Source organism: Bacillus sp. RCC_6_1 (assembly GCF_041360755.1).
GTDB classification, from domain to species: domain Bacteria; phylum Bacillota; class Bacilli; order Bacillales; family Bacillaceae_G; genus Bacillus_A; species Bacillus_A cereus.
Window position 1 is genome coordinate 220,937 of sequence record NZ_JBFUPV010000006.1, and the last position, 19,029, is coordinate 239,965.

The following is a 19,029-nucleotide window of genomic DNA, read 5'->3' on the forward strand; positions in this document are numbered from 1 at the left end:
TTGCTGCACTAACATCTATTCGTACATTTCAATGACATTCTTAAGAATGATCATATGTTATTGAAGCTAATATAATCAGGAGTTAAGGAAAAGCAGACTGATAGAATTAAAGGTGAAGAGGTAATACTTGACCTCAATTCTAATCGTCATATAATCAATGCCATGCACAAAATGACTCATCAAAAAGTATTATCTCATGAAAAGCAAGGATTTATTAAAATGACTCCAGAAAACATCGAAGCAATACGTTGAGTAATTGATGAAAATAATAGTGGAACCTTACAACATAAAGAATAGTACCTCAAGATTTTGATTGGTTGGTATGAAGGCGATTTTTCCCTTATCGTTTTATGATATGCTAACAACATTTGATAAAATACGGTATCTATAGACAGTCAAACACCTTTAAAGATACCTCGTCCAGTTCTTGCTGTTGCAAGATAAACAGCATATAATCAGTTAACCATCCACATTAGTAACGAACACATAAAGAAAAGGCATTCCAAATATGAAACGCCTTCTTTCGTTTTATAAAACCATCCAACACGCTGAACTTTTCAATTTAATATAATCACTCGTTTAACTAAAGAAATTGATTACGTGCATAACGCTCTTCTCACTTTTCTTGCAAAATTTAGTGGATCATCAACGTCTTCGATATTAACGTAAATTAAATTTGGATCATCACATAACCACTCATTGTGTATAGACGAAACGATTATTCCTTGTTTAATAATTGTCGCCACAAATTCAGTGACTTCTTTTTGTAAGAGTGCTACTCGGCCTAGGCATAATGCCCGTCCAGTTTTATTGTCTCGTGATTCGAATGAAAAGGAAGTTGTTACTCTAAAACGTTTTCCCAAGATTGTTGCTCGTATTTCATCTCGGTTTATTGTTGCCACGCATTTCCCACCAGCGAATCCTTCTTGACCGCCAATGATTCTTGCAAACTGTTGACAAATTGATTCCTCATTAACCGCCATACCTTTAATCATTCCTCCTTTTACTATTAGATTATGAATTCATACATAGGTCTGAAACGGCAATGAATCTAATCTATTATAAAAAAATGATGGCGATCTACCGAAAGCTATTAACTCAATTATTCTTGATCGTATGAATTGTTATCAGAGTTTAAATGGTGCAGAATTTTTATTTTATGCTTAATGGACATCGGAGACTGAAAGCAAAACTCAGCTATTATAATGGTAAGACATTTTTAAAGAGCATAAAAAAGACACCCTAAGGTGTCATCCTCCGACTTGAGAATCGTATCTATGTATGGAGAAATTTATAAAAAAACTAATACAAATGAAAAGTTTCTAACTATAATCTATAGAGCACTTATTCCATGAATTATTTTCAGGAAGAAGAATTTCAGTTACATTATTTTCTGAACAGTCTCGTTAAAGCCATCCCAAGAAATCCAACACCCATTCCTATTAGCCATCCAGTTTGGGCATTACCTAACATAGATCCCACTCCTCCACCAAGAAACATACAGCCAACGAATACTAATCCTCCAATTCCCCAATTCGGCCGTCCCATAATTCAATCACATCCTTTCAATAAAATATATGCGATTAGCTAACTCAACTTTCTTCCTTAAGATAGTTCATTACTTTGCTTAGGTTTAGCACATCAGGGAATTCATAAGATGCGAAGCTTGAGTCATTTATATAGATTGTAGAAATACGGGTATCAATCGTTATTAAAAATAACTGACGCATTTTAAACATCATCGATTTTATCATTTTGGACAACCTATTCTGTTAAATTGATATACATGCGAAAAAACTATCAAAATAAAACCCCAGAAATCCAAAGGTCTCTGGGGCTCCATTATATATTTAGCTCTTTTTGCTTTTTGTTTTGTTTATGTCTATACAGCAATTTTCGGCTTATTAGAGAAATCACTAATAAGGTCAGAATTAATAAGATAAGTTGCATAAATGATAAATCAAAATATTTAGCACCTGTAACGATTAAAAGTGTAGAAATCGTGCCTTTTACAACGAAAAAAATAATAACCCATAATCCGCCTTTTTTCCAGTTCATTTTATATTACCCTTTCCTACGTTTAAATTCTTAAAATATTTAATGATAGTTCTTAAATGTGACAACTTAATAGAAATCTATTATATTAACAAAAAATTCATGTCTAATTAAATGCAATGATTCTATATTAAGTGAAAATGATATTCATTGTCAATTTTATTGACTATTTGAATACTTATTATTTCTTTCTACTTTGTTTCTTATAAGCAATACGCTCTTGTATTCAAACAAAAACACCTCCATTGCATTTGCACACTTAGTATGCGAATGCAAGAGGTGTTTTTTCATATACCATCAGGTAAGATTTCCTGCTTTGTTTATTTCTTGATACGTAGCTATTTTTTAATACACAATAACTGGATCATACGTGTTCAAACTATCATATACAGTTTTTGCAACATTAGGAAGAAGGTTCACACACCCACCTGATCCTCCTGTTAAATAAGCATTATTTCCCCAGTCTTTGCGCCAGCCGGCATCGTGGAATCCTTGACCACTATTTGTGAATGGAACCCAGTAATCTACTTTAACCGCATAATCAGCTTTTCCTACTGCGTTACCTCTTAGCGTATATGGTGTTCGTTTATATAGGACGTACCACACACCTGGTGATGTATCTTCACCAGTACTATGTTTACCAGTTACTACATTTGTTGTAACAACTAATTTTCCATCTTTGTAAATCCAAATTTGTTGCTCTGCAATTGAAACTTCTGCATACGTGTCTCCGATGCCATTATTCGATGTTGTTTTATAACCGATACCTTCCTTCTCCCAACCATTCCCGTGAATATTAGAAGCAGAAAGCGATTTTTCGCCTTTCTCAAAGGCTTGTTGAACTTGTTTAGTTTCTTTTTCAACATCTAGTGCCCAGCCGTATCCTTCTCCTTTTACTGATATGACTGAACCGGAATGAGTTTTAAATGAGAAATCTTTATTTAATGTTGATTTGGCATTATTAATTTCAGTAATTTTCTTCTTAATGTCACTCGCATCAATTGTAACTTTCATATCCTTTGACATAGAGGCATTTTGAATTAAATCTTTCGCTTTTAAAGGATAAACTTCATCCTGCACTTTATACTCAACAGACTGCCCAAGAAGATTCTGTAGTGCTTTCTCCTCTTTTTTGACAATCGGATCGTCTTCTTTAATAGGTTTTATGTATGCAGACTTCAGATGAATTTCGCTTTTATATTTTTGCTTATCATAATCTTTCAGTAGACTAGTAACATCATACTGTTTTCCTTCAACACTTTTCGAAATAACAATTTTCCCTTGTTCTAGCTTCGCCATAGCATCTTGAGGCGCTTTTAACTTCTCATTCATTGAGATGAGCTTTTCTTCTACAAGTTTTTTCATCGTTTCACTACGATACTGATCTGCCTTCTCTGGTAGCAATGAATAATTTTCTCCCTTTGAGGAAGGGAAAAATGTCCACTGGTTTTTTAATAGTTTCTTAACTTGAGGCAAATCTTTTTCCGTAAGTTCCGTTTTTGTATCTTTTTCATCTAAAATTTGTTGTTGATCAACATAGACTTTGTTTGCTAGTCCAGATGTCTTTAATTTCTGTATTGCCTGATCAGCGCTCAGACCACCAACTTTTGTGTCATTAATTGTAACATTCGAATTGAAGTGAGTTGCCTGATAATAACTCATTCCCCCAATAAGAAGTGCAATTACACCAATACCCGCTGCAATAAACTTCCAATTTGTATAACGTTTTTTTGATCTTACTCGTTTTTGATCAATTTCTTCAACTGATTCATTTGTTGTATTGTTGTTCATCAATCTTTCCCCCGTATGCATTAACGTCAAACGATTTTCAACTAAAATCATAAACTAGTGTACCTTATTTTTCCTAAAATTTCATTATTTCCGACCACATTTTATCGCAATTTAATGATTAAATTTAGATTTTTCAATAGTACGATGCATTGCACAGCCCTTTACAAGTTATAAAATGAAATTTCAATCAACCGTTATACCAAGGAAATTAACTACATCTTCTTTGGAAAACTTTTTCTCTTTACGCAAATACGAATTATATTATCCATTTTATGAACATCACCTCCTAATTTTGTCAAAAAAATAAACGATAGTCCTTCTATCTAAAATGTAGAAGGACTATCGTTTTTTCAGTTAGAGTATTTGTATAATCGTTTAAGTTTTTATTTCCTGAAGGTCAAACTTGATGAAGATGATGAAATTTCATCTCATAGCCTTTAAATGAAAACATTATGTTTTTTATGACAACCAAGTTTATTTTCTTAGCTTGATGTACCCACATATCCAGCAGCCTAAGATAAAGTAAGAGTCTGTTCAACTAGATTTTTTCTAATATTTTTAGGAGCATCTTATTTCGCCTCGTCATATTTCACTAATTGAATTTAAAACACATCCGTATGCTATTTAGTAAAATTTACGATTCGAGACGTAATTATTGCAGTAATCAAGATAATACTAGCGGTTATCAAGCCAGATTCTCCAATCCAAATCTCAGTTTGATACCCTGTACTTGCACGTGTGAAAGGTCCTTGAATAATGGCATTCCAAGTAGCATGGATGATAACCGAAGGCCAAATGCTACCTGTGATAAGTCGTAAATAAGCTATAATATAACCGAATGGTACAATACAAAGATAGATACCAAGTACTGAAAGAACGACAGATGGTCCCGCTACATATAGACCAGCAATAACTATTGGAACATGCCACGTTGCCCAAATCAATCCACTAATAAGGATGGGCCGCGAAAACTCTGCATCGACTAGCCTTGTGAGCATATAACCTCGCCAACCCATTTCTTCTCCCAAAGCTGGGATTAAGCCAAGCAAACTTCCGAAAATGCCGCTCAATACTACTAGATAAATGAAGCTGAATGGTGCCGTTACATACTGAAGCCCAAGCATATTGTAGATCGGTTCTAAAATAAACATACCAACTTCGGGATACTGAAACCCCGCAATTCCGCTCAACCAGGCGATAGAATACGTAATTCCACAAATAATCATAGGTATTAACAGAGCAAAACCAATCCCTTTCCATATCTTTAAGTTACCGAGACTAAAAGATACATCTTTAAACCCTTCTTTCAGTATTATGCGAGTTAAAATAGAAGATAATGCTGGGGTAAACATATATACCACAATAAGTGGCATACTTTTCGTAATTATTACTACTACATTTAGGATAATTGAAGTAATGATTAAGATACTCAGAAAAAGTTGAAGTCCTATTTTAGCACGTTGGATTTTATCTTTATTGTGGAACGATTTTGCGTGTAATATCATTTTAATCCGCCCTTCCCCTATAATTCACTTGTTTATCGAATATACTTCTTGTCATTTCCACAGACACAACTTAGAATAAAAATATTTTTGTATACAAATTCATTCATCTTTAAAATCCCTCCCCAATTTATAATCTAGTCTTACTTACGACTCATCAATGTAATTATTATTTATAAGTTGTCATAGCGGATAGTACAAAAGTGTAATGATTAGTCTATGACCTGTGTCAATTAACCTTATGACAATATGTAACTAGAAAATATGATATGGGATAGATAACAATTGAATTAAGGCAATTGATTCGTGCAAGTACAATGAATCAATCTTGCTTTTACAAATAATTCAATTGAGGTGAAAAAAATGAATAAGAAAAGAATAATTGCAATGGTTAGTACAGCTTTATTAGTCACAGGATATGTAGAAGTAGGAAAGGCTCAAACAATAGCAGTCGAAAATTCAGGTCAATCAATCCAAAAAAATATAGTTAAATCTATACAATCACAGGCTTACCCATTAAAAACGATAGAGCCGTCAAAAAAATTTGAAGATTTAAAACCACTTAAGAAAATGATTGGGAGCGCACAATATGTAGGTTTAGGGGAGAATACTCATGGAAGCTCTGAAATTTTCACTATGAAGTTTCGCCTTGTGAAATATTTGGTTACTGAGATGGGTTTTACAAATTTCACAATGGAAGAAGATTGGGGAAACGGCTTAAAGCTAAATGAATATATCCAAACAGGAAAAGGAAACCCTAGAGAATTTTTAAACTTGTTATATCCTACTGATGAAATTATAGCCATGATTGAGTGGATGAAAGATTATAATGCTGATCCATCCACTAAAAAAAAGATCCAATTTATTGGGCTCGACTTAAAGGAGTTGGACCAAGGTTGCTTTAATAAAGTAATTGATTATGTAAGGCTGCATCGACCAGATTTGCTGGCAGAAGTAGAAGAAAATTATAAAGAATTGCCGTCTTTTACTGGAAGTTTACAGGAATATATGAAACTTGCTCCTGAAATAAAAGAAAAGTTCAAAGGAAATGCTGAGAGAGTATCCCAATTACTAAAAGATGAGAATGAGCAAGCCAACACAAAAATAGTTTCACCCGAGTACATCTGGGCGAAAGCAACGGCAAGTGCAATAGAGAAATTTACAACAATGCTAATTCCTAACGACCATCCAAGTCTGTTAAAGTTACATGAGCAATACATGGCCGATCATGCAATGTGGGCGCAAGAAACATTCGGTGGTAAAACGATGGTATGGGGACACAATATTCATATAGCTAAAGGAATTATCGATGATGAATCATACCCTTATGCTGCGGGGCAGTTTTTGAAGGAACGTTTAGACAATAATTATGTCACAATTGGTAGTACAACTACGGGGGGGAATTTCACCTTATACAGTGAATATGATCCTTCCACTGGAGGTAAAATTACATCGCGTGCGATTCCACAAAATGTAAATAGTTTCAATTATACCCTCGGAAAAGTACCATATAACATGTTTTTATTGGATAACCGTCACCTTAAAGGACCAGCAGAGAAGTGGGTTAAAGCAAAAAGACCATTACTAAGTATAGGGGCACAACTCTTCCCCAACGAATCGGCATACTTTGATAAGTCATTGCTTGAGCAATTTGATATTATTTTTCATATTCGAAAAACAAGTCCATCTCATATTAAATAAAAGTACAAAACAATCCCGTTCTTGCATCTGCAAGAACGGGATTGTTTTATGGTGATTCATATAAGCATCTTTTTTAACCAGAAGTAGGTTACTCTCCCCTTTTTATCATCATTTAAAAATGTCATATGACACTTTTACACTAGTGAGAATGACAAAAAAAGCAGTACAATTCGGTTATTACATAGATAGGAGCGAGAACTTTATGAAATCAAGATTCATCCAGAATGGTTATTTTTTATTGCTAACTTTCGTTACAGGGTTGTTTTATTTTTGTTTTTATCTAATAGCTCTGCTATTCAGTTTCACCCTTTCATTTACGGTAATTGGGATTCCACTAGTTATACGCGTACTACAGACTACGACACCTTTTATCCAATTCGAGCGCATACAGACGAAAATTTATACAGATATTTCAACAGACTCTTATGATAAAAGTATAACAATAGATACATCAAACTGGGCTCAGGTGAAATTAGTGCTTACAGATCGTCGTACTTGGTCTGCTGTCTTTTGGTTAATGCAGAAATTTGTGATTGGCATTTTTAGTATCATTTGTGCAACCATTTTTTATGTAATGCCACTTATGTTCCTGTTGGCACCACTACTGTATCGCTACATTGAAATGAATATTATATTCATACAGATAGATACTTTTACTAAGTCACTCTTTGTAATGTTTATGGGTATAGTATTTACCGCCATAAGTATTAGAATAGTAGAACGTTTGACAAAGAAAATTGGGGGCTATACCCGTAGCATGATTCGGCAACTAAATCGATAGAAGTTTGCCTTCTGTGAGAAAATTGTAGTGTAAAATTAAAAAGTATAACAATGTATGAAGGATTAATTCATAATATAGGAAGTAAAATGGTAGGCTACTTAGGGGGGAATAACTTGTTAGATATGGTTAAGTCTTGGTTTTGGTACGATTGGATTATGTTAGGAGTCCGTATACTTATTAGTGTCTCTATCGTCGTAATCACATTAGATTTTCAGGATTTTTTAACATTTTCATTTTGGATTGTTATTTTTTGGGAGATTGTTGCCTTCTCGATTCCATGGGTAGCCTTACTGTTCAATTACAAATATTACTTGTTCACAGAAATACTGCTATATGGTGGACTATGTATATATTTAACCTCTTTATTTCCTGAAGCTAACAAGGCATTTCTTATATCGGTTTTTCTGATTGCTGCGAATAGTAAGCATTTGTCCTATTATTGGACAGCTCCAACAACAGTTTTTATAACAACTGGAATTCTCCATGCGGTTGCACCAAGTAATAGCTATTGGATTTTGGTTACCTACTATGGACTTGCTTATGTAATGGGATTCGCTTTCCATTTACTAATCGTCAATCATAAGCAAAATGAAGCGATTCGTAAACAAAACGCGGTACTTGAGCAATATATGTCTCAAATTGAACGCATTACACTGGCAGAAGAACGGAACAGACTGTCGAATGAGCTTCATGATACAGTTGGTCACGCTTATACTTCTATTATTATGGGGATGGAAACGTTGCGTACCGAACTTGCTACTGAAATGGGTATACAGAGGCTAGATTCTCTGCTTGAAATGGGACGTAAAAGCATCGAGGACGTGAGAGGTTACCTACATCAAATGGATTCTCCATGTCAATCTCCTTCCTTGATTCAATCTCTACAAAATCTTGGAGCCGAATTTCAGGAGCACGCTCAGGTTAATGTAAGTTTTCGAGCATACGGAGAGGAATATGAATTGTCTCGGCAAGCAAAGATAGCGTTCATTCGTTGCTTACAAGAGTCCCTTACGAATGCAGTACGCCATGGTCAGGGAACTGAAATTATAGTTTCATTGCAGTTTGAACAACAATATACGAGATTAGAAGTTCAAGATAATGGAAAAGGAAATGTAGAATGGCAGGAAGGCTTCGGTATGAATGCGATGAAAGAACGAGCAATGAACTTGCAAGGTCAATTGTCTGTATATACAAAGCCAGAGGAAGGAATGCTTGTTACTTGTACCATACCGCGACAAACTGAAATAAAAGATGGACTTATTCGTTTGTTAATTGTAGACGATCAGCCATTTGTCCGGGAAAGTTTGAGGACACTACTCGATAGATATGAAGATTTAAATGTAGTCGGTTTAGCTGAAGATGGCAATGAAGCCATCGATTTGTGTGGGCGCCTTCAACCCCATGTTATACTTATGGATTTAGATATGCAGCACATGGATGGAGTCGAAGCAACAAAAAAAATCAAACAACAATGGCCACATATCCGCGTATTAATTTTCACAACGTTTCAGGATACCGAACAGGCGTTGGAATCACTTCGCAACGGTGCGGATGGCTTTTTACTTAAATCTATTGAAACGTTGGAGCTAGCTAATACGATCCGACTTATTCACAAAGGTGGAACACTGATTGATCAGGGAATGTCTCACAAAATATTTGAGAAGTTCGATGAGCAAAAAGAGACACCACAATCAAAAGCAGCCGCTTATGAACTAACAGCTAGGGAGATAGAAATATTGCAGCTAGTAGCAAAGGGACTTCGATACACTACCATAGCATCAAGGTTATATTTATCGAATGGTACGGTCAGAAATTATGCTTCCACAGCTTATACAAAGCTAGGAGTCCGTAACAAAGAAGAAGCTGTTCAAAGGGCTCTAGAAATTGGAATTATTGAATAAAAAAGTGTTTTTTTGTTTCTTTACAGCAAGATGAAATGTAGTTACAAAATACATAGAGGATAAACTTATGAATTTAATTGGATATCATTTTTTATAGGTAAATTTCTTGAAAAATTTAACCCTGTTTAAAAAATTTAAATAGCGTTGCTACATATTGAATGTAGCAACGCTGTTATTTTCTATATTAGAAATTAGACATCTTTATTATTGCTATAGGGAAGGCTGTTTCAGGTCTTTTCACATGAAGATTCCTCTAAGCCAAATGCCCCCTCCCTAATACACTTGTTGCCTCTGAAAATAACTATTTAAAAATATGGTTGCTAATTTCATTTCAATCTTCCTTGCACCCAAGTGGCAATATTATTTATAACATACTCTGGGATATTAGCAGGCTATAATATTCATTCGATTGACTTAATTCTCCATCTCCTTCTGTAAAGAAGTGATTTCACTTTCGATACAGTCGATAATTAATGTTATCTCTCTCTTAATTGTTCTTTCCAAAAAGGATTATCTATCATTCTTTATGAATAACATCATTACATTGATCTTTTTTTCGAGAGTACAATTCCTTTATATAATTGAACTGTAATCAAGTAATAAATCGAGTAAATTACTACAAAAATAACAAGTGGTAACCAAATACGAGAGTACAGATTGAGTAAAATAGGACTAAACATGTTCATACCAAATAATATATGAGTAATCCCGACAATTGCTGAAAAAAAAATATGAAGTATAACTCTTTATAGATTGAGTTTGTTAATAATTCTCGGCGGACAACAATTTTACGAAACGTTTGATAACGTGCCACATCTTTTGATGCTCCCGACAGAACTTTAAACATTAAGCAACTTGCCATCGTTGCTAAAAATGCAACTCCAACGAAGAACCCCATAAACATTAGTCCGCTAGCAAAATCATGACTCACAATATTGTGACGAAAAACCGGGAAAATAATAATAACTAGTTACTATTATTATTTATTTGTCACTTTTAAAGCATCTAACACTATCTTGGTTGCTTCTGCAATAAGCTTATCATCGTATTTAGCATCCTCTTTATCATGATTAGAAAGTATCGCAAGAACAATTGGTTTTTTATTTGGTGGCCAAATAATTGCGATATCATTTCTGGTTCCATAAGATCCCGAGCCAGTCTTATCAGCTACTTCCCATCCTCCTGGAACTCCGGCACGAATTAAGTTGTCTCCGGTAGTATTCCTTTTCATCCAATCTATTAATAAATCCCGTTTCTCAGTTGAAAGTACATCTCCTAGCGTAAAAGCCTGAAGACTAGTAGCTAATGCCTTTGGGGTACTAGTATCACGTACGTCTCCTGGAGGCACTTCGTTTAATTCTGGTTCAAAACGTTCAGGATTTGTAACGGTGTCTCCTACTTCTCTTAGTGATTTTTTGAATTCACTAGGTCCACCTAATTGTTTAAGAATAAGATTTTGTGCAGTATTATCACTATATCGAAGAGAAGCATCTGCAAGCTCTTTCAGGGTCATACCACTATCAACATACTTTTCTGTAATTGGATTGTAATTAACAAGATCTTCACGGGTATACAAAACTCTTTGATTTAGATCTTCTATTGATTTCTTTTGTAAAAGTACTCCCACAGCTAAAGCTTTGTGGGTAGATGCGTATGCAAACCGTTCATCTGATTGATAAGTAACGGTTTGATTCGTATCAGTGTCCAATGCATAAATACCGAGTTTAGCATCAAATTCTTTTTCAAGTTTAACAAAAGAATCATTACCAGTAATTTCTTGTTTGATTTGATTTGTTTGTTTCGTTTGTTTAGGTAATTCAGATTGAGTATTACCATCGGAACAGCCTATAAGCGTTGCACATGAAAGAAATACTACAGGTACCATCTTTTTGTAATGTAAAATGTTAAAAAACTTGTTTAAGACTATCATACATTTTCAACCTCTTTCAAGAATATATGTTTTTTTAGGTGTTATACATATCGATACAATTAAAGAGTGTATCGGATATCACTCTCTTGCATCTCACTTTTCATAAAATGAGTGAACTATCATGAACCCCTGTTTTATACGTATACTTAATAGACAACCTAAATAACAAGTTTGTTCCATTTTTATCAGTAGTCGTATCTAGAAACCTAAAAAAGTCCATTTAGAAAATCTAAATGGACTTTTTCACTCATATAATCCTATCTATAGTTAAACGAATAAGATTAAATAAATTTAATTTTTCTTATTTTATCTAATAAACTGTTTAGGCATTTCTTTAACGTGCTTATCGTCATCACGCCAATCATAGGTTTCTTTCTGTGAAACATCTAAAGTTTGATCTCCAATTCTAACAATATTCTTATTTACCCATTCAATATATGGATCTGTATCTGGATAGTTCCAATATATATTTTTCTCTGAATCTGTATCAAGGTTAACTAATTCACCCCTAACAGCATCCGCACTTAATGATCCTGCATTATGAAAATAAGTCTTGATGAGATATTTTCCATCTGGAGATTTCACTGTTCGAATGAATTCCCCTTTTGGAACACCTTGCAAACTAAAAAGTTTCCAATATCCAAATCCAATTATAATTACTAACATAGTAAGTATAGTTAGTAATACTTTTCTTTTTGTTTTTTTAATTTCACCTTTTGTATTTATAATACTCATTCAACTCCATTCCACAGAACGCATACCATATTATACCATTAAATAAATGGTATAATATATCAAAAATAAAAATCCTCCCGTAATAGCATTATAAAAAGGGCATGTGATGGTCTCCCTATTTATAAAGTGAAACTTTAATCACCCTCACCAATCTGGCTGCCCGTTAATGCGGGATAATCATGAAAATTCCCCTTTAAGAAAAAAATAAAAAATCAGACAGTATACTTGAATTGCTCTTCGCATGAGAATATACTAATAAAGCAGGCTATGACGTTCCTTCCTTCTAACTTCTTTGGCCAAATAGGGATGTTACTTTCCTGCTAAACACATAGGCTATGACAATTCTTCCTTCTTTGTAGAAATTTCAAATTGTTTTAGAGTTGTCAATTCCCTATGAAAAATAATTAGACTATAAAACCTCTTTCTTCTTTGGGATTGCATAAACTTTAGTTTATCAACCATTGATGTAGAGGTTTTCTTTTCTTAATTAACAAATTACCACTTAACAACTAAATGTTATATCCCTAATTTTCCACTAAAAAATAGCTATGTACCCTCTGTGCATTTTTCTACAATTAGTGTGTTTATACATATAAAAATAAAAATCTACCACTGAAAGGAGGACAGTCAGACTATTCCCCTCTTTTATAAGGCGTGAATAGCTGGCGTTCTCATGAAAAATTCTATTTACATAAGAAGAAGTTTGAAAGTAATTATAAAAAGAGAAGAAAATAAACTACCGAACATTTATTTAGCCACTGTTTTAAAAAACTTGGAAAATTTAGGATTTACTTTTTCCGAGCCTTTAATAGAAGAGTTGCAAACACTTTCGGTTGATGCATTCACATCGTTTTACAAAGAGTTGGTAAAACATTTAAAAGAAATGGTTGGAGCACATATTCAGTTTACTCCTATGTATCCAAACTTTCCGCAACAAATGATGGATTTAAGTGACGCTGATTTATACATTAATGCCATTATTCATTATGTGACGTTGCGCCTACCTGTATCAAAAGTAGAAGAACGACTCCCTCTTTTAGATAGAGTTGATTTGAAAGTTATTGACTTAGGAAGTGAAGAAGATTTCAATCAAATGATTTCTCAATTGATTAGTGCAAACAGCTCTATTTCCTCAACTGATAAGACGGATGTAGAATGGGCTATTACACACACTGAAGATGTTTCCTGTTTTCTACCTAATGTAATTCCTCATAAGGAAAATATGTCTTTTATAATTGGGGTTTTATTAATAAACAGAAAAATATCAGCCGATGCTGCTGCAAAGTATTTTAAAACAGCAACTGATGTTCTTCGCCTTGCAGTTGCTTTATCTGAAGGCGATGTGAGTTTAGCATCCTCCGTCCGATTCAAGAAGTTTAACCGAGCAGAAAGACGCTTCCTTTTAGGATTGTTAGAGCAATGCGGAAACATTACCGAAGATATGCTTCGATACAAAAAACGTTGGATTCGTTTAGGTGAAATTCTTCATCCAGCAGAATATCATACTCGTTTCCCAAAAACCCACCGAGCATTTGAGATTCTTCGCAACAACATTAAAGTTGAAACATTTAATGGAAAAATAGAAGCAGCTTTGTTGAATCGTGATATCATGACAGCAAAAAATCTTTTAAAAACTCGCCCGGGGGAATTTGCCAGACGCTTGGATCATTTAATCCGTTTATGTAGTGATAAGTCAACAGATGTTTTCAATATTCTCGAAGATTTTCTAAGTATAATAGGAAACGTTTCTACTCCTGTATTACTTCAACTCACAGCTCATTTTAAGCATCGAAATGATAAAAATGAATTTCGTACCTTTTTTCCAAAGGGAAATGTAGCAAAAGCTATAGGTATCGAAAATACACTTCCATTTATCTCAGAGGATATTTGTTTAATGATTGTAAAAATGTGTGAAGATACTTTAAAAAATCGCTTCGCAGAACTTCCAAGTCTCGGAAAAGTATTTTTGGATGAACAGTTAAAAAATCACTTAGTTCCCTTCTCTCAACGTTCAGCCAGCAAAGCGCTTCGCACATTATCTCGAGGAAGTAAAGTAGATTTGCCAGAAGGAGATACGATTCGTTTTTTCCTATGGTGGAAAGAAGGCTATGTGAATGGACAACATACAGGACGCGTTGACATTGATTTATCTGCTGCAATGTACGACGAAGATTGGCAATACAAAGAACATGTATCCTTCACGAACTTACGTTCAAAAAATTTCAAAGCCTACCATAGCGGAGATATTACTTCTGCACCAAAGGGGGCATCTGAATTCATTGATTTCGATATTCCGTCTGTGTTGAAATATGGTGGACGCTATGTAGTCATGACTTTGCTTTCTTACACAGACCAACCGTATAAAGATTTACCAGAATGCTTTACTGGTTGGATGGTTCGTCAATATCCTGGTTCAGGTGAAATATTTGAACCTTCTACTGTTCAAGATAAAGTGGATATTACTGCCCACACCCAAATCTCTATTCCAGTTATTTTAGACTTAAAGGAACGAAAATTGATTTGGACAGATTTGTCTCTTACAAGAGATCTAACTTATGATAATACCATCGAGGCTAATCAAAAAGGTATGATACTAGTTGGGAAGGCTTTAACTAATTTAGTTAAACCGAATTTATATGACTTGTTCCGATTACATATTGAAGCTAGAGGTGAACTCGTTCAAGACATCGAAGAAGCAGAAAGCATTTTTTCTTTGGATAAAGGGATTACTCCTTTCGATATTGAAAAAATAATATCTGATTTTATAGCTGACTCAAAAGGCTAACTACATTACAAACATTGATAATGCGTGGAAAATATCGATGTATAATGTCTATGTGAAACAGGACCTGATAGATGCATATCAGGTCCTGTTTTTTTATTTAGTAGATACTAAATAGTCCGGTTAATCACTATTCATCTAAATACACTATACTAATAAAGTGAAATTTATTCGAAAGAAGTTCATTAGTTAATATGTATCTAATTAAGAAACAGTCATATACCAGCCCAAACATCTTTTCCATATCGCCCTTCATCTTGCACACGATCCAACCAATTTCTTGCTTCTTGTTCACTGACTTCATGAATTTCTTGATACGCTTGACAAAGGGTATCTTCTACATCCGGAGCCATTTTACTTCCATCACCACATATATAAAGATGAGCTCCATTATCTAATAACGAAATTAAATTGATTCTATCTTGTTTTATTAAATGCTGCACATATGTTTTTGGATGTCCCTCTAGACGAGAAAAAGCTGTGTGTAAAGAGATTAATCCATCTCTTTCATCATTTTCTAGTTCTGTACGATAAAGATAATCTTTTTCAGGATGACGACACCCAAAATATAGATGTGCTTCTCCTAAGTTAATACCTTTTTGCTTTTGAACACGACGCGCTTGCAAGAATCCACGGAATGGTGCAATTCCAGTACCTGGCCCAACCATAATAATTGGTGTTTCTGGATCTTTAGGTAATTCAAAGTTTGATTGTGGCGTTCGAATGAAACAGATAATCTCATCTTTATTATGACGCTGAGCTAAGTAATTAGAAGCGACTCCTTCATATGTCCCTTCCCCACTCCATGCAGGCGCATTAACAACACCGACCGTAATGCTCAGACGATTCTGTACAACGAGTGGAGAGCTTGAAATAGAATAGTAACGCGGTTTGAGCGCAGGAAGAAGTTCTAAAAAGCGTTCAAATCGGATTTCACAAGCCTCATACTTTTCAAGAAGGTCCAACATTGAAATCCGTTTCTTTAGTATTTGTTCATGGTAAACTCCTTCTTCTAATAATGCTTCCAATTCTTTTTTATGAGGAGGACATGCTGTGAATGTTACCATTTCTCGTATTTGTGCTCGAGTGGCTGCTTCTTGAACTTCGACACTATAACTAAGAAGGTCCAATAAACTAACAGGACTGTCTAAAGGTATGTGATTTATACTTCGTCCACTTGCACTCAGTATAACTTGATCCTTCCCATTTAATCCAAAGCGTCTTAAAATTCGGTTGATATTTTTCTCGCTATTAACTGGCAGCACTCCAAGGTGGTCTCCTTCTTTATATGTAGCGCCTTCTGGCAAGGATACCTCGATATGTCGTGTACTTCTATCACTGCTGGATGATTGGAGTTCACGATTTTCTAGTATAGACGCATAAACTGCTTCATATGTTCGTGCAAGAGGAGATCCTCCAAGACGACTGACAAATTGCAGACTCAAAGTACTGCGCTCTTTTTCCATATTTTTGTTGAGCTCCAATCCAAATGCCTTCATCGCATCAGACCACATGCTTTGTTTCCATTGCTCGAGCTGTTCCTCGAAATCACCACTTGCATCTGCTTCTCCGCGTTTAGAAAATCTTGTTGCTCCTTTTTGAGCCATCTGCTCATCAATGTATCTTGGAATCCGTTGATAGGTACTAGCCCAATTATGATCTCCACAACCAAAAACTGCGTATTGAACCCCTTTTAGCTCATCCGGTTTTAGTTCCTCCAACCATTGCACAAACTGCCCTGCATTACTTGGCGGTTTTCCATTATAAGAAGAAGTCACAATAAGTACCGCTCCTTCTTTTGGCAAACTTCCAATTCGATCGTTAAGAGCTACCACTTCCGTTTGAACCCCTTCTAAACTAGCTGTATCCGCTAATTCTCTTGCAATACCTTCTGCTACCCCTGTATCCGAGCCATACAGAACAAGAAGTGAAAGATTATCGGCCCCAATAATAGAAGGTGTCTTCTGGACGTGCTGCTTAATTTCATCGTTTTTCAGCTTGTCCTCTGTAGGTGCAAGAGCAGTAGGATGGCTAATAGTTTGTTTTCGGGGTAGAATCCTAATCTTAAAATCACCGGGCTTTAGCGTTAATGTTTGTTTTACGTCCAGCTGATAGTTTTGATAATCAATTAATTCAAAATGTTGAAGAAGCATTCCCATTACAAGAGTGGCTTCATGAAGTGCAAATTGCATACCGATACATGCTCTCTGGCCATTTCCAAATGGCTTATAAGCATGATGAGGAACCTTATCCAGCTCTTCAAATCGTTCAGGTTGGAATTCTTCCACATTGTCTCCCCATGCATCTTTATCCCTATGTAGCTGTGGAATAAGAACAGAAATACGATCTTCTCCTTTCTTAATTGGGTATTTCCCGCCAATCACTGTATCTTCTTTTGCATAGAGACTGAATGCTGGAGCGGTAGGCCATAGACGCAGTGATTCATTTAAAATCATCCGTATATACTTCAGTTTCATAACTTGTTGGTATGTTGGAGTAGGATCTGTCAAAACACGGTCTACTTCTTCATAGGCTTTTTTCAACTTATCCGGATTCTTTAATAAAAAGTAAATTGCAAAAGATAACAACCCACTTGTTGTCTCATGCCCAGCTATTAAAAAAGTGATAATTTGGAAACGAATGTTTTCATCATCTAGTTTTTCACCAGTTTCCGGATCTTGTACATTTAACATACGGGAAAGTAAATCATTTTCTTCCTGATCTCCACTACTTTTACGTTCAGCAATAATATTATCTACTAAAGAAAACATAGACTGGATATCATGCTGAAATTGACGTTTCGTTCTCCACATAAGTTTGTCTTCTATATCCAGCCGCTGTAATTGGTGCATCGCCTCATCTAGAGCACGGGTCATGCTAGTAATAAAAGGATGAGGGGTCTCACGATAAAAGCTATTAAATCGGTAATTAAAACCACATAGACCAATTGTATCTAACGTAAGACGAGTCATATCCTCCGGAACATCCACGTTTTCATTCGGATTAAGCCGTGCCCATTTTTGAACGAGTTGTACAGCAATATCAACCATCATAGCATGGTAATCTTTCATTGCCCGTTGGCTAAATGTAGGCATCAAAATATTATGAGCTTTTTTCCAGTTAGGCTCGTGAGTCTCGCTTGTAAATAATCCGTCTCCAGCAAAGGCGCGAACTTTTGCTAAAGCACCCTCTATACTTTTATCGAACCGTGTTTCGTCACAGACTTCTGCTACCAGTTCATGTCCGGAAACGACAATAATGGTATCACTTAAAGTTTGAATTTGAAAAATGGGACCATACTCTTCCGCTATCTTGATAAAGGATAGGGTCGGTTTATCTTTATCGATTAATGGGAGGTTACCCAGCGGTCCATATGTTTTCGGCTGAGGAATGGCAGATACTTTTTTTTCCATTTAAAACACCCTTTCAAAAAAGCATGAAATAACATATCCCATTTAATAAAGAGGAAATAGCAACTAATCGCCTGGGATAAAGATATGTAATTGATTACCTTATTTTATCTTTTCCCTAACTATTCATGATTATGATATTACGTATAAGCTTGGCAATTAGATTTATAACTTGTAGAAAAATACTAAATTAAAATGAAGCGAATAAATATAGTTGGAGCCTTTTAATGTTGGTGTTAAAAGATAATCTAAACTTGTAATGTTTATGAGAAATTGCAAACGGATCTCATCTCTTGTATTTGTTTATAAAAACGATTATTTTGATTCATTTTCTTCTAAAACACCCCAAAAATAGAGAAGTTGACGAGCTTAAGATTGTAGTATTCGAAAAATCAGTAGTTTAGTTAAACCAATACGATAAGCAAGTATACCGTGTTACTA

Annotated in this window: 12 protein-coding genes and 3 pseudogenes; 5 read left to right on the forward strand and 10 right to left on the reverse strand. The window is 34.9% G+C overall.

What is annotated here, in order from left to right; genetic code table 11:
* Nucleotides 1–75: 75 nt before the first annotated feature.
* Nucleotides 76–294: pseudogene (locus AB6801_RS19125) on the forward strand (DUF6241 domain-containing protein); the annotation flags it as partial.
* 302 nt (nt 295–596) lie between these two features.
* Here the strand turns inward: AB6801_RS19125 and AB6801_RS19130 are convergent.
* From AB6801_RS19130 to AB6801_RS19150, 5 genes are all read right to left on the reverse strand, one after another.
* The gene (locus tag AB6801_RS19130) at nt 597–983 is read right to left on the reverse strand and encodes a DUF1259 domain-containing protein (protein ID WP_001986336.1); all 387 of its coding nucleotides are present in this window, start codon (nt 981–983) and stop codon (nt 597–599) included.
* 403 nt (nt 984–1,386) lie between these two features.
* The gene (locus AB6801_RS19135; RefSeq protein WP_170950082.1) at nt 1,387–1,548 is read right to left on the reverse strand and encodes a hypothetical protein; all 162 of its coding nucleotides are present in this window, start codon (nt 1,546–1,548) and stop codon (nt 1,387–1,389) included.
* A 294-nt stretch (nt 1,549–1,842) separates the two neighbouring features.
* The gene (locus AB6801_RS19140) at nt 1,843–2,058 is read right to left on the reverse strand and encodes a hypothetical protein (protein ID WP_001104104.1); all 216 of its coding nucleotides are present in this window, start codon (nt 2,056–2,058) and stop codon (nt 1,843–1,845) included.
* 342 nt (nt 2,059–2,400) lie between these two features.
* Nucleotides 2,401–3,846 carry a L,D-transpeptidase family protein gene (locus tag AB6801_RS19145; protein WP_001064057.1) on the reverse strand — a complete coding sequence of 482 codons (1,446 nt, stop codon included), beginning with the start codon at nt 3,844–3,846 and terminating at the stop codon, nt 2,401–2,403.
* A 620-nt stretch (nt 3,847–4,466) separates the two neighbouring features.
* Nucleotides 4,467–5,351, reverse strand: coding sequence for a CPBP family intramembrane glutamic endopeptidase (locus AB6801_RS19150; RefSeq protein WP_000600468.1), 885 nt, complete (start codon nt 5,349–5,351; stop codon nt 4,467–4,469).
* Between the two features lie 360 nt (nt 5,352–5,711).
* Here AB6801_RS19150 and AB6801_RS19155 point away from each other — a divergent pair, with 360 nt between their 5' ends.
* The 3 genes from AB6801_RS19155 (at nt 5,712) to AB6801_RS19165 (ending at nt 9,731) form a co-directional block, all read left to right on the forward strand.
* Nucleotides 5,712–7,049, forward strand: coding sequence for an erythromycin esterase family protein (locus AB6801_RS19155; protein ID WP_001036187.1), 1,338 nt, complete (start codon nt 5,712–5,714; stop codon nt 7,047–7,049).
* A gap of 202 nt (nt 7,050–7,251) precedes the next feature.
* Nucleotides 7,252–7,830, forward strand: coding sequence for a sensor domain-containing protein (locus tag AB6801_RS19160; protein WP_097999274.1), 579 nt, complete (start codon nt 7,252–7,254; stop codon nt 7,828–7,830).
* Between the two features lie 113 nt (nt 7,831–7,943).
* Nucleotides 7,944–9,731, forward strand: a complete 1,788-nt coding sequence (locus AB6801_RS19165; protein ID WP_061654907.1) for a helix-turn-helix transcriptional regulator — start codon at nt 7,944–7,946, stop codon at nt 9,729–9,731.
* 326 nt (nt 9,732–10,057) lie between these two features.
* Here AB6801_RS19165 and AB6801_RS19170 read toward each other — a convergent pair.
* From AB6801_RS19170 to AB6801_RS19185, 4 genes and pseudogenes are all read right to left on the reverse strand, one after another.
* Nucleotides 10,058–10,249 (reverse strand): annotated as a pseudogene (locus AB6801_RS19170) (alpha/beta hydrolase); the annotation flags it as partial.
* Between the two features lie 21 nt (nt 10,250–10,270).
* Nucleotides 10,271–10,665: pseudogene (locus tag AB6801_RS19175) on the reverse strand (ABC transporter permease); the annotation flags it as partial.
* A 45-nt stretch (nt 10,666–10,710) separates the two neighbouring features.
* On the reverse strand, nt 10,711–11,661 hold the full coding sequence (gene bla, locus AB6801_RS19180) for a class A beta-lactamase (RefSeq protein ID WP_000636458.1): 951 nt from the start codon (nt 11,659–11,661) through the stop codon (nt 10,711–10,713).
* A gap of 306 nt (nt 11,662–11,967) precedes the next feature.
* A complete protein-coding gene (locus tag AB6801_RS19185; RefSeq protein WP_000022538.1) occupies nt 11,968–12,396 on the reverse strand; it encodes a DUF5412 domain-containing protein in 429 nt (142 codons plus the stop codon).
* Nucleotides 12,397–13,069: 673 nt separating this feature from the next.
* Between AB6801_RS19185 and AB6801_RS19190 the strand changes: the two genes are divergently transcribed.
* Nucleotides 13,070–15,181: a TerD family protein gene (locus AB6801_RS19190; RefSeq protein ID WP_141530605.1), complete on the forward strand. Its 2,112-nt coding sequence runs from the start codon at nt 13,070–13,072 to the stop codon at nt 15,179–15,181.
* A gap of 212 nt (nt 15,182–15,393) precedes the next feature.
* Here AB6801_RS19190 and cypD read toward each other — a convergent pair whose 3' ends face one another.
* The gene (gene cypD, locus AB6801_RS19195) at nt 15,394–18,591 is read right to left on the reverse strand and encodes a bifunctional P-450/NADPH--P450 reductase (RefSeq protein WP_097999273.1); all 3,198 of its coding nucleotides are present in this window, start codon (nt 18,589–18,591) and stop codon (nt 15,394–15,396) included.
* Between the last annotated feature and the right edge of the window lie 438 nt (nt 18,592–19,029).